The following is an 11,927-nucleotide window of genomic DNA, read 5'->3' on the forward strand; positions in this document are numbered from 1 at the left end:
TAAACCAGCAACAGGCCATAGTGCCATGTTGCTGAAAAAGGAGACACAACATGAGCACAGTTCTCGATAGCGGCATGGTGGCCGAACACAATGCCAAACTTCACGCCAATCTTGAAGCCGACTACGCAGCACTGGGCGGCATGCTGGCCCGCCGTGGTCAGGATATCGAGCAATTGACGGCATTGGCACAGACTTTTGCGGTGGCGTTGCCAAGCTGGGGCGCAGGAACCGGCGGCACACGTTTTGCACGCTTCCCCGGCATAGGCGAACCACGCAATGTATTTGAGAAACTCGAAGACTGCGCTGTAGTCCAGCAACTGACACGCGCCACGCCAACCGTATCAATGCATTTCCCTTGGGACAGCACCACCGATCCGATGGCATTGCGCGAAATCGCCAGCGGCTACGGGCTGGGGTTCGATACCGTTAATTCGAATACTTTTCAGGATCAGCAGGGGCAAGCGCTTTCGTACAAAAATGGCAGCCTGACCGCCATGAGCGCAGCAGTCCGTGCCCAAGCGGTGGCGCACAATATCGATTGCATCGAACAAGGTCAGGCGCTGGGTTCGAAGGCGCTGACGGTCTGGATCGGCGACGGTGCGAATTTCCCCGGTCAGCATAATCTACGGGGTGCGCTGGAGCGCTATTTGGAAAGTATGCGCGACATCTACAGCGCGTTGCCAGCGGACTGGTCCGTCTATATCGAACACAAACTGTTTGAGCCGGCATTCTATGCCACCACCATCGCGGACTGGGGCACCAGCTTTGCCTGCGCCACCGAGTTGGGACCGCAAGCAAAATGTCTGGTCGATCTGGGCCACCACGCACCGAATACGAACATCGAAATGATCGTCGCCCGCCTTGCGCAATTCGGCAAACTGGGTGGCTTCCATTTCAACGACAGCAAATACGGCGACGATGATCTGGATTCCGGCAGTATCAATCCTTTCCAGCTATTCCTGATTTTCAATGAACTGGCGGATGTTGCACAGCGCGATGGCGCGACCTTCAAACCATCGTATATGCTCGACCAGTCACACAACGTGACCGATCCGATTGAGAGCCTGATGAGCAGCGCGATTGAGGTACAACGCGCCTTTATCCAGTCCGCCATCGTCGACCGTACCGCCTTGCAGCATCATCAGGAAAACAACGATGTATTGCAAGCAGCGCAAAGTCTGAAACACGCATTTCGCACCGATGTCACGCCGATTTTGGCAATGGCACGCCACCGTTCAGGTGCGGCGACTGATCCGGTCGGATGCTATCGTGCCAGCGGCTATCGGATGCAAAAGAAGGAACAGCGTCCACCTAAAGCGGGTGCCAGCAGTAGCGGCATTGTTTAACCACCCACCGTTGTAGCAGGTTGGAGCACAGCAGCCTGATCGAAATAGTGCTGACTCCAACGCTGACTTGCGATGTCATCTCAGGCCGGAATGGCCGATTTTTTTGTCTTGGTCGAAATAAAACCGAACAGGCCGCCTACCACCACCAAACCGGTCGCAGCGACGATCGCTATTGTGAGCGGGCGACCAGTGACCAGCGATAAGGACAGCGTGGAAAGCACCGGAATCGCATAAGAAAACAAACCAATCAACCGCGAATCACCGTGACGCATGCCGTAATCCCACAGATAAAATGCCAACCCCATCGGCCCTAAGCCTTTGATAACGACCAGCATCCAATCGTGATTCGAGATATTTACCGTCGGCTCCAGAACAACGTGGCACAGCAATGCCAATATGCCGGACACCAGACAAACGCCGCCAGTAGTCCAGACTGTTTGCCCCTTCGATGCGCCCAGCAATAAAGAATAGGTAGCCCAGACAAAGGCGGCGAAAAGTGCATAGACATAACCGCTGCTGAATCCGTCCACGTTCACGCCAACGCCGCTGATGACCGCAACCACCACGCCAGCAATCCCGCATAGCATCCCGGCGACGTGATTCCAGTGGACGCGCTTTGCTGGCGAAAATAAGGGCGTCATCACCACAATCAAGGCTGGCCAAAGATAATGCACCAGATTAGCCTCAATCGCCGGAGCATTCTGTAGCGCCATAAAATAAAACACGTGATAAACGAAAATGCCATAAATGCCGATTGCCAACGGGCGCAGCGATAATTTCCAGTGTCGAATTTTTGGCAGCGATAGCGCACCGCCAATGCTCAGCGTCAGGCCGGTCAGCAGAAATGGCGGAATATTGTGCAGGGCCACAGCCAGACTCGCTTGCGCCGCCCAAATCAACACCGACAATAAAATGGCAACAGTCGCAAGCCGGTTAGCAGGCGCTTTAAAAGGAGTGGACATGGAGAAGGGAGGAATGGAAGAATCGGTCGAGTGGAATATGCTATGTAAGATCCATTAAATAACCACGTTCCGGCGTCGAACCGCCAAAGCGGCTGTGATCGAGCGCCGGCCGCCGGAACGCCGGAACGTAATGATCATCAAGGCTGATCGAAACCACCCAGGCAGCAATACTTCAACTCAGTATATTCATCGATGCCATAGACCGAACCTTCGCGCCCCAGCCCGGATTGCTTGACGCCGCCGAATGGGCCAACTTCATTCGCAAAGATCCCGGTATTAATCCCGACAATCCCGTATTCCAGCGCTTCCATCATGCGCCAGACCCGTTTGATATTGTTCGAATAGCAGTAAGACGCTAATCCGAATTCGGTATCGTTAGCCGCTGCAATCACTTCTTCTTCGGTCTCAAACTTAAACAATGGCGCAACCGGCCCAAAGGTCTCTTCACGGGCAATTTTCATGGCCTGTGTGGCATTGATCAGGACTGACGGCGCAAAGAAATTGCCGTTGTTTTGATCCGAGACGACTTTTCCGCCAACCAGCAGACTAGCGCCTTTTCCTAATGCGTCGGCGATATGCTCTTCTACCTTTGCGATAGCAGGTTTATCGATCAACGGGCCGATCTCGCTGCCCTGCACCAGACCGTTGCCGATTTGAAGCCTCGCCACACGCGCCGCTAATTTCTCGGCAAACTGTTGGTAGACGCCTGACTGGACATATATTCTGTTTGCGCAAACGCAGGTTTGCCCGGCATTGCGGAACTTGCTTTGCATCGCGCCCTCGACTGCGGCGTCTACATCGCAATCGTCAAAGACAATAAACGGCGCATTGCCGCCAAGCTCGAATGACAATTTCTTGATGGTGTCTGCGCTTTGGCGCATTAACAATTTGCCGATTTCGGTCGAGCCGGTGAAACTGATTTTTCTTACGGTATCGCTCGCGGTCAGCGTGCCGCCGACCTCTGCAACACGATCGATATCGCATGTCACGATATTAATCACGCCCGGCGGCACCCCTGCGCGGACGGCCAATTCACATAACGCCAGCGCGGTAAGCGGAGTCTGTTCCGCTGGTTTGATAATCATCGTGCAGCCTGCCGCCAGCGCGGGTGCTACTTTACGGGTGATCATCGCAGCAGGAAAATTCCACGGCGTGATGGCGACGCAGACACCGATAGGCTCGCGCAGTACCACGATGCGTTTGTCGGTTTGCGGCGCTTCAAAAACATCGCCAGCAAGACGTTTGCCTTCTTCGGCAAACCATTCCACAAAACTAGCCGCATAGATCGCTTCGCCACGTGCTTCCGCTAAAGGCTTGCCTTGCTCGCGGGTCATCAGCATTGCCAGATCGTCGGCATTTTCCACGATCAGATTAAACCAATTTCGCAGGATATTTGCACGCTCTTTCGCGGGCTTTTTACGCCATGCAGGCCAGGCTTTTCTCGCAGCGGCAATCGCCCGCTCTGTTTCTTTTGCGCCCATGTTCGGGACGATGCAAATTTCAGCATCCGTCGCAGGATCGGTGACGGAAAAATGCGCTGCGTCGTCCGCCTGCTGCCAAACGCCGTCAATCAAACAGCTAGTGCGGAACAGCGTGATATCGTTAAGATTCATAGTGAAACTCTTTTTAGCTAGTGAATCGCTTACCGGCGGCCTTACTCTCTTTCAGAGACCAATTTCTGGACCGGATAATGCGTCTTCACAATGGGGGATTTAAGAACGATGAAGCTAAAATATTTGGCTATTCCCAGCTCTTCCTGACTCAGCAATTCATCGATTAAACGTTGGTATTCTGCAATGCCGCGCGTCATAAACTTCAGTAAGTAGTCAAAACCGCCGCTGACCAGATGCGCTTCCAACAGCTCGTCGAGCTTGCGCACGGCGGTCTCAAAGCGCATAAAGTCTTCGCGTCGATGATTCGACAGCGTAATCTGGGTGAAGACGACTTGCGGATCTGCCAGCTTTGACAGTTCGATCTGCGCACCGTAGCTTTTAATGAAGCCCGTGCTTTCCAGCTTACGCACCCGAATTAAACACGGGCTGGATGAGAGCCCCACCGCATCTGCCAGATCGCTATTACTAATGCGTCCGTTGACCTGTAATTCACTCAGAATACGAATATCTATCCGGTCTAATTTCGGGGATCTCACCATCATCAACTCCTCTGGAAGTGGCTTACTCTTTTGCGCGTAAAGCCTCCTGATGTGCCTTCGCCATTTCAGCCATGCTTGTGAACATGAAGTCATACTTTGGCATAGAAGCAGGCGGTTGGGTTGCACCAAAACCGGGTTGACCATGACGACGATAAATCCAGGCTGAAGCTAAGCCAAAATCATTCGCAGGTTGATGATCATGGAACATGCTTTCTGCCGTATGCAGAATGTCATCCTTTTGGATGCCTTCAGCGCCCAGCTTTTCCAGCATGTACTCAAAATTCTTTGGATTCGGCTTGTACGAACCGACATCTTGCGCAGTGAAGATGTGATCAAATTCGACTTGCAGACGCGCGTTACTACCTTTGAAGCTTTCGCGGTCAACGTTCGAAAGAATGACTAATTTGTAATATTTTTTGAGATATTGCAGCGCTGCTGTGGAATCAATAAATGCAGGCCAATTCACCACCGTTTTACCGAATACAGCACTTTCTTCAGCGCTCGCCTCAGTTTTCCATTCTTTCGCAACCTGGGCGTAGACCACCGCCAGTAATTCGGAATAAATCATGTCAGGCGTTTTTGCCTGTTGCGCGGCTTCATAACGCGAGTGGGTTTCCAGGATTTGGTCACGGGTCAGCGATACGCCCGCTTTTGCTACTAGCCCTTGGTAGCCCTCAAAAATACCGGTTTCCCAATCAATCAGGGTGCCGTAACAGTCAAATGTCAGCACTTTAAAATCAGTCAATTGCATGGTAAATCTCCTTTATAGAATGCAAGATTGTTGCGGGACGTCTGGAAAAAACAGGTTTCTGACATCACCGCCGCAAACGAAGAACTAAGAAAATTATAAGCAAAAATGCATACGCAATTGCAGCGATTTGCGCACCCTAAACAGCAAGAAATTGCGAGATTGGTGCCGCGTTAAACACTTTATTCTTTCGTCCCTTACGGCGCTATGGCACGCAATATTCTTGTCCTTTAAGCGAAAAGGCTATTTCGCCCTCTCGCTAAATTGTTAAAAAATTCGCCAAGCACCCTTCTATTGCAGACAAAATACACAAAAGAAGAGCGCTTGCCGAACGCCATAAAACCACCCAAAAAAGATGCTTTTCGTTATCAAAGAACGAACGAATCCCTATTTTCAGTCAAATGAAAATACGCGTCATAGAGATAAATTGAGATGTGCGCTAAGGGTGGCCACCCTATGGCGAAGTCAGAACGATGTCGGCCTCAGAAGAAATTGCGCATGCCAAAATTGAACGCTCGGTTTCCTGATCCCAGTTCCGTGCCGTTTCCTACGGTGTAGGATGCGCCGTTCTTGTTATTGATCAGCGCATATGCCGTATAAAGTTCAGTGCGTTTTGAGAGGTTATAGACATAACCCACCGCGATTTGATTTGCATCTTTATGCGCGGCAGTTTTATCATCTTTATTGATAAAAGATGCCAAAATCCGATGCGGCCCAAATGGCACCGTTACGCCAACTAATGCATCATTACTATTGATGCCAAGGCCTAAGTTGCGCGCATACGCCACATGGACTTTTGCAATGCCAAAATCGTAAGTCCCTCCCAGCAGCGTATTTTTTGACGCGTCGGTTGCCGTTGCATTATCCGCATGGTGGTAGCTAAGCTTCACCAGCAGCGGGCCGTTAACATAGTTCAACACACCGCCCACCGCGCTACTGGAAGCAATACTTCCGGCAACTTCGCCAAAGGAATAAGCCACATCCCCACTGAAGCCGCCAAACGTCGGTGATGAGTACAAAACAGTGTTATTGGTGCGACCGCCAGTATTTGACATCAGATTTGCGGCAGTGCCAGCATAGCCGGTGAGAAAAGGATCGAGAGTCAGCAGGGTCCAGTAATACGGCGTATATTGCCGTCCCAAATTGACAGTTCCTGCGCCGCCGCTTAAACCCACAAAAGACTGACGTCCAAACAACAACCCGCCCTGTCCCGAGGCACCGGTATCCATCAAAATACCTGCTTCAAGGACGAACTTTGCAGATAGTCCGCCACCCAGATCTTCAACACCTTTAAAACCCAGACGCGAGCCATAACCAATGCCGCTCGTCAGCTTAGTAACAGCGCCATTCGGGCCGCCCTTCTCTTGTACCAATCCCATATCGGCGACGCCATACACCGTCACCGAAGTCTGTGCAAACGCACCTTGCGCCATCATCCCCAGCAACGCAATGGGTATTAATGTCCTCTTCATTGTTACTCCTAAGTTAGATGAACCTGTTATAGATTTTCTATTTATAAAACCGCGCACTGCCCCGCACGGCTGCGTGCAGTAACGTGTTATGCGTTACGGCTGACTGCTAACAACAAACAACTACTGGCGCTGCAACTGCTTTGAACTCCACCTGCCAAAAACCCGTAATACCTCATAGCCTTCATTGGCAGAAAACGCCTCATCCCGCCGCAACAAATTCAGCGAACAACAGGTTTTTCCCGCATCTCGAATCGGCACGTTCAAGGCTTTATGCAAGCCCAAAGCAGATAAATCAGCATGATCAGAAAATGCTTCTGCCATCTGATCCGGTGTGGCGGCAAAGAACACCTGACTGTGATGGATCACCTGATCTGCCCAAAGCGAATCCATCAGCCGTTTTACGCCGCCGCTCGGATAATTTTGCTCGTCGGTCGAATACGCCCTGCGCACAAGGTTGTCGTTCCAGTCGACGATTAATAAGGTAAAGAGGTCGTAAGGGACGACGGCTGAGATTGCAGATGCAAGCGTGCGCATACTGTCACGCGATGCCTCAGATATGATGTGTGCGAGGCGCTGGTCTGGTCTCATTGATATTTCCTGCTGTGTTATCGGCATGACATTCAGACTTTTCGTTCTTCGGCGCGAACAAGCCATCGGGCCACATTTGCATCACGATGATCAACGTCAATGAGATGGACATTTCTCTGACTGAGGCAATTTGCACCGCATTCAGCCCGGGGATAAAGGCCGCAAAATACCGGCTCAATTCCAACAATGCGACGACCACAACGGCACCGACCAACGCGCCTTTGATCCGGGTGTAACCGCCCAAAGTCGCCGCCAGAAAAATGTAGATAGTCAGCAACGGAACGAAACTATCCGGCGCAATATAGCTGGTGAGATGCGCATACATCGCGCCTGCTAAGCCGGTGACGCTGGCACCGATAAAGAACGATTTCAGCTTAAACTGCAACACCGGTTTGCCCGCGACTGCGGCGACCTGTTCGTCATCGCGCATGGCACGCAGTGCGCGTCCAAAAGGCGCACGCAAAAGTCGACTAATCATCCATGCGGTGATGGCAACAACTGCCCATACCAGAATCAAATAGAAACCGTCGAATGCGTTCCCTAATGCAAGTTTATAAGGCGCTTTGATACCAGAAATACCGTCACTGCCGTGGGTTAGCCAAGTTTCGTTCATCGCGATCAGGCGGATCACTTCGGCAAATCCGAGCGAGACAATCGCCAGATAATCGCCCCGCATTTTTCTGGTTGTGTAAGTCAGCGCCGCGCCCACTAAACCAGAAAAAATAGCCCCGGCGACCCACCCACCCACAATCGGAACGCCATGCGCGGTCAGCAATGCAGAGGTATAAGCGCCAAGGGAAAAGAAACCAACTAGTCCAAGATTCACCATGCCGCCCTGCCCCCAGATGGTGACCAGACCGAGCGAAAGCATCGCGTAAATGCCTGCAATGGTGAGGATAAAAATAAGATAAGTTGTCATCGTTTTGCCCCTGAAAGACCCGAAAATAGACCCGTCGGCTTTACTAGCAATACCAATACGATGGCAACAAATGCAATAGCCGATTTATAGACGGGTGAGATGAAGAACATCGACATCTCGCTGGCAACGCCGATGAACAGCGCGCCCATAATTGCGCCGCTCAAACTCGATAAGCCGCCCACTACACTCGATGCAAAAATCAGCAGCAACAACCGTGCGCCGGTAGAAGGATCAGCGCTGGTATCGACCGCCAGTAACGCACCGCCAACACCCGCTAATCCCATCCCGATAAAGGTCGCGATATTAGAAAGGCTGTCGGGATTGATCCCCTTCAAGCGTGCCAAATCGGCGTTGTCTGCCACTGCCCGCATGGCTTTACCCAATCGGGTCAGAGAAAAGAATGCTGCCAAAACACCGGCCATGACCAACGCGATCAGTAAATTTTGCGCCTGTTGTGGACCTATGCCCAAACCCAGAAAATGGAAGTCACGGACTAACGGCAAATCATAGCTATTCAGCTCGTTTCCAAATAAAAAACGATAACCATTTTCCAGCGCCAGATTTAATGCAATCGATACGATTGCCACCATCAACGGCGTGTTTGCATTGACTTTCTTGCGCATCGGTTTCAGCGCCAGTCTGTCGCCAGCCACGCCGATGGCACCGGCCACAAAAAAGGCCACCATGATGCAAGGAACTAAGGGCCACTTGAAATGGCTATTGACTAGCCAGCCCGCATAAGCACCCGCAGTCATCTGGGCCGCGATGCTGAAATTGACAAACCCCAGCACACTGAAGATGAGCGTCAGACCAAGCGCTGGGAGCGCTAATATTGATCCCAGCATCAGTCCGTTGAGAAGGTGCTGCATTAAATCTAAGATCATGACATTGTCTCAAACGATATTGTTAATCGGTCAGCGTTCAGGCGACCTTGATGGTGACGAGTTTGCCAGCCTGAATTTGCTCGTATCGGAAGAACACACCTTTGACGTCGCCATTTTCTGCAAACTCGCAAGGACCGCTTGCGCCGTCGTAATTGATCACACGTTTGGCGGCAATCAGTTTCGCGCCATCGGGAAAATTTTCTACGATCGGTGCTTGCTGCGATGGCGAGGCGACTTGAGAAACGCTGCGTATGTTGTCGCGCACACCAACCCCGGTGGCGATTTTTCCCTGCGCGATTGCCAACGCCACTAAATTGATCTGGTCGTACACCTGACAGCTATAGGTATCCAGTCCATCCAAATGCATTTTGGCGATGAGATTTTTATACGCTTGCGAGCTGACCGCTGCCGAAGGGACCAGCGAATAAGTCCCTTCCAACACTTCCTTCTGCACACCATCGATCAGTTTTTGATTCACGCCGAACGAAAGACCCATCCGTTTGCCGCTGTAATTTGCGCGATAAAGGTCTTTCAACACAACCGCAGTATCAGGAACGTAGCCGCCCAGAACAATAATGTCCGGCTGTGCCTTTAATGCCTGATCCACCTCGGTGCGATAAGTCGTTTTCTTGTCTTCATAGATCAGACCGCCGCAGGTGCCGCCTGCTTTCGTCACGATGCCGGTAATGATGTCGATATAGGATTTTGCAAATGGCGTTTGCGGTCCCATGAAAAACACTTTTTTAGCATTCAGCTCCACCGCAAAATTGCCCAGCCGCGTGCCCTGCAACGTGACGGTGGGGGAAGTACGGAAAATGTAGCCTTGATGCGGCAGCTTGGTAATGCTGTCGGCCCCGGATGCGGTCAGCAGCGTAATTTTGCTTTCCCAACAAATCGGCGCAATCGCAGATGTCACGGCCGATGCATAACTACCGCACACCGCAACCACTTTATCCAGATCGATCATCTTGCGCACCGCCCGGACCGCAGCTTCCGGATTACTTTGATCATCCTCAATGACGATCTCGACTTTGCGGCCCAATACCCCGCCAGCAGCATTGATTTCTTGCGCGGCGAGGGATGCAGCTTTACTCATCGTTGCACCGAACTGGCTGGTACTCCCGGTCAACGGTATCAGCACGCCAATTTTGATGGGGCCGCTATCTTGTGCGAACAGCAGGCTCGGCAGGGCGACAGCCCCCAGACCCAAACCGCTATAAATGATGAAATTTCTTCTTTGTTCTCTCATTTTTGTCTCCTAGATGATGATTAATTTTTCTTGCCGCCACCTAAAAATAAATGACGGATTTCCTGATCTGCGACCAGGTCGGCAGCGTTTTCATCCCTGATTTTTCGACCTGCGACCAGCACAATTCCTCTAGAGCCATACTCAAGCGCCAGCAGCGCATTCTGCTCAACCATCAAGACTGCAAGACAGCTCTGCGCCAGTTGCTGCACCATGGTCAGAATCTCGTCCGCTGCGGCAGGCGATAATCCCGCCGTCGGTTCGTCCAGCAGCAACACAGAAGGATTGGTCATCAACGCAATCGCGACGGCAAGCACCTGACGCTGACCGCCAGACAAGCTGCCAGCCTTATCTTTTAAACGCTTGCGTAACAACGGAAAACGCACAAGTTGCTCTTCAATCCGCGTCGCTACTTCAGTCTTTAAGACATAGCCACCCATCTCCAGATTTTCCAGAACGGTCAGGTTGCCAAAGACGTTGCGTTCCTGCGGGACAAAGCTCAATCCGCTGCGGCAAGCCAGTTGCGCATCACCCGCCGCCATAACGTGGTCACCCAACGCGATAGATCCCTGCTTCGGTTTTAGTAAGCCAGCGATCAGTTTGAGTAGGGTAGATTTACCCGCGCCATTTGGTCCGATAATGATGGCCAGATCGCCGGGCGCGACATCGAGATCGACGCCCTTAACAATTTCTTCAGCGGTAGCATAACCACCACGTAATTCACGTACTTGTAGTGTGCTCATGATCGCTTCATTCCCAGATAGGCCTCTTGCACCGTTTTATTACTGGCGACCTCAGAGAAGCTGCCACGCGTCAAAAATTTGCCTTCTGCCATGACCACTACGTCATCGCACAACGCCTCAATCAGCGCCATTTCGTGCTCAATTAAAAGAATGCTGCAACCCCGTGCGCGGATATCCTTAAGGTGCTCGGCAATTTGCTCAACCAGCGCCGGGTTTACACCTGCCATCGGCTCGTCCAGCAAGATAAGTTCCGGCTCTGACATCAATGCGCGGCCGATTTCCAAAAGTTTTTTCTGGCCGCCAGACAGCGCAGTGACGAGGTTATCGAGGACGTGATCCAGCTTCAGACGTTTAGCAAGCGCCAACGCTTTATCGCGCAACTCAGCCTCTTCTATCGAGACCTTTTTACCGCCCATTAACGCAGCGATGACGCCTTCACCGGACTGTGATCGCCCATATAACATCAGGTGCTCAAACACCGTCATACGCGGACATCCACGGGCTAGCTGGAAGGTGCGCATTAGCCCACGATTGGTAATTTTGTCAGGGCTGTTAGTCGAGATATCGACCCCTTTAAACACCACAGTTCCTGCGGTTTTTGGCAGCAATCCGCTGATGCAATTAAATAGTGTGGTCTTACCCGCGCCGTTCGGCCCAATCAGACCGGTTACTTTTTTCGCAGAGACATCAAACGATGCACCATCGAGGGCCCGAAGGCCGCCAAAGTGACACTGTAGGTTTTGAATGCGAAGAATCGGTGTGCTCATCGTCTTTCCAAATATTGATACTTCTATGCCGAGACAGCGTGACACTGCCGCGACCGTCCACCTCCATGAGGAGCCCTTTGAATTACGGCAAACGCGTTAT

The 11,927-nt window shown here is 51.8% G+C and carries 12 protein-coding genes; 1 reads left to right on the forward strand and 11 read right to left on the reverse strand.

Annotated features, from left to right (window positions below; translation table 11 throughout):
• Positions 1-50 precede the first annotated feature (50 nt).
• Positions 51-1,346, forward strand: coding sequence for an L-rhamnose catabolism isomerase (gene rhaI / locus C7W93_RS17585; RefSeq protein WP_108441561.1), 1,296 nt, complete (start codon positions 51-53; stop codon positions 1,344-1,346).
• A gap of 80 nt (positions 1,347-1,426) precedes the next feature.
• On the opposite strand, the gene C7W93_RS17590 is transcribed toward rhaI, so the two are convergent.
• The 11 genes from C7W93_RS17590 to C7W93_RS17640 all read right to left on the reverse strand — a co-directional run bounded on the left by C7W93_RS17590 (position 1,427) and on the right by C7W93_RS17640 (position 11,827).
• Positions 1,427-2,308 carry a DMT family transporter gene (locus tag C7W93_RS17590; protein WP_108441562.1) on the reverse strand — a complete coding sequence of 294 codons (882 nt, stop codon included), beginning with the start codon at positions 2,306-2,308 and terminating at the stop codon, positions 1,427-1,429.
• A 137-nt stretch (positions 2,309-2,445) separates the two neighbouring features.
• The gene (locus tag C7W93_RS17595; protein WP_108441563.1) at positions 2,446-3,921 is read right to left on the reverse strand and encodes an NAD-dependent succinate-semialdehyde dehydrogenase; all 1,476 of its coding nucleotides are present in this window, start codon (positions 3,919-3,921) and stop codon (positions 2,446-2,448) included.
• 41 nt (positions 3,922-3,962) lie between these two features.
• On the reverse strand, positions 3,963-4,460 hold the full coding sequence (locus tag C7W93_RS17600) for an Lrp/AsnC family transcriptional regulator (RefSeq protein ID WP_108441564.1): 498 nt from the start codon (positions 4,458-4,460) through the stop codon (positions 3,963-3,965).
• 22 nt (positions 4,461-4,482) lie between these two features.
• Positions 4,483-5,211, reverse strand: a complete 729-nt coding sequence (locus tag C7W93_RS17605) for a haloacid dehalogenase type II (protein WP_108441565.1) — start codon at positions 5,209-5,211, stop codon at positions 4,483-4,485.
• A 479-nt stretch (positions 5,212-5,690) separates the two neighbouring features.
• Positions 5,691-6,680: a porin gene (locus C7W93_RS17610; RefSeq protein ID WP_108441566.1), complete on the reverse strand. Its 990-nt coding sequence runs from the start codon at positions 6,678-6,680 to the stop codon at positions 5,691-5,693.
• Between the two features lie 120 nt (positions 6,681-6,800).
• A complete protein-coding gene (locus C7W93_RS17615) occupies positions 6,801-7,268 on the reverse strand; it encodes a hypothetical protein (protein WP_146177578.1) in 468 nt (155 codons plus the stop codon).
• Complete coding sequence (locus C7W93_RS17620; protein ID WP_108441568.1) at positions 7,231-8,187, reverse strand: branched-chain amino acid ABC transporter permease; 957 nt, start codon at positions 8,185-8,187, stop codon at positions 7,231-7,233. Before C7W93_RS17620 ends, C7W93_RS17615 begins: the two co-directional genes overlap by 38 nt.
• Positions 8,184-9,071, reverse strand: a complete 888-nt coding sequence (locus C7W93_RS17625; RefSeq protein WP_108441569.1) for a branched-chain amino acid ABC transporter permease — start codon at positions 9,069-9,071, stop codon at positions 8,184-8,186. Before C7W93_RS17625 ends, C7W93_RS17620 begins: the two co-directional genes overlap by 4 nt.
• Positions 9,072-9,108: 37 nt before the next feature.
• The gene (locus C7W93_RS17630; RefSeq protein ID WP_108441570.1) at positions 9,109-10,320 is read right to left on the reverse strand and encodes an ABC transporter substrate-binding protein; all 1,212 of its coding nucleotides are present in this window, start codon (positions 10,318-10,320) and stop codon (positions 9,109-9,111) included.
• Between the two features lie 20 nt (positions 10,321-10,340).
• The gene (locus tag C7W93_RS17635) at positions 10,341-11,060 is read right to left on the reverse strand and encodes an ABC transporter ATP-binding protein (RefSeq protein WP_108441571.1); all 720 of its coding nucleotides are present in this window, start codon (positions 11,058-11,060) and stop codon (positions 10,341-10,343) included.
• Positions 11,057-11,827 (reverse strand): ABC transporter ATP-binding protein, encoded by a 771-nt coding sequence (locus C7W93_RS17640; protein ID WP_108441572.1) that lies wholly within the window; start codon positions 11,825-11,827, stop codon positions 11,057-11,059. The genes C7W93_RS17635 and C7W93_RS17640 overlap by 4 nt, the downstream gene beginning before the upstream one ends.
• Between the last annotated feature and the right edge of the window lie 100 nt (positions 11,828-11,927).

The organism is Glaciimonas sp. PCH181, from assembly GCF_003056055.1.
In the GTDB taxonomy this organism is placed as follows: domain Bacteria; phylum Pseudomonadota; class Gammaproteobacteria; order Burkholderiales; family Burkholderiaceae_D; genus Glaciimonas.

What these genes read in the sequence shown, in the direction of transcription:
- C7W93_RS17600 (WP_108441564.1), bottom strand. Translation starts at nt 4,460, where the DNA reads ATGGTGAGATCCCCGAAATTAGACCGGATAGATATTCGTATTCTGAGT.
- C7W93_RS17630 (WP_108441570.1), bottom strand. Translation starts at nt 10,320, where the DNA reads ATGAGAGAACAAAGAAGAAATTTCATCATTTATAGCGGTTTGGGTCTG.
- C7W93_RS17635 (WP_108441571.1), bottom strand. Translation starts at nt 11,060, where the DNA reads ATGAGCACACTACAAGTACGTGAATTACGTGGTGGTTATGCTACCGCT.
- C7W93_RS17625 (WP_108441569.1), bottom strand. Translation starts at nt 9,071, where the DNA reads ATGATCTTAGATTTAATGCAGCACCTTCTCAACGGACTGATGCTGGGA.
- C7W93_RS17590 (WP_108441562.1), bottom strand. Translation starts at nt 2,308, where the DNA reads ATGTCCACTCCTTTTAAAGCGCCTGCTAACCGGCTTGCGACTGTTGCC.
- C7W93_RS17640 (WP_108441572.1), bottom strand. Translation starts at nt 11,827, where the DNA reads ATGAGCACACCGATTCTTCGCATTCAAAACCTACAGTGTCACTTTGGC.
- C7W93_RS17595 (WP_108441563.1), bottom strand. Translation starts at nt 3,921, where the DNA reads ATGAATCTTAACGATATCACGCTGTTCCGCACTAGCTGTTTGATTGAC.
- C7W93_RS17615 (WP_146177578.1), bottom strand. Translation starts at nt 7,268, where the DNA reads ATGAGACCAGACCAGCGCCTCGCACACATCATATCTGAGGCATCGCGT.
- C7W93_RS17610 (WP_108441566.1), bottom strand. Translation starts at nt 6,680, where the DNA reads ATGAAGAGGACATTAATACCCATTGCGTTGCTGGGGATGATGGCGCAA.
- C7W93_RS17620 (WP_108441568.1), bottom strand. Translation starts at nt 8,187, where the DNA reads ATGACAACTTATCTTATTTTTATCCTCACCATTGCAGGCATTTACGCG.
- rhaI (WP_108441561.1), top strand. Translation starts at nt 51, where the DNA reads ATGAGCACAGTTCTCGATAGCGGCATGGTGGCCGAACACAATGCCAAA.
- C7W93_RS17605 (WP_108441565.1), bottom strand. Translation starts at nt 5,211, where the DNA reads ATGCAATTGACTGATTTTAAAGTGCTGACATTTGACTGTTACGGCACC.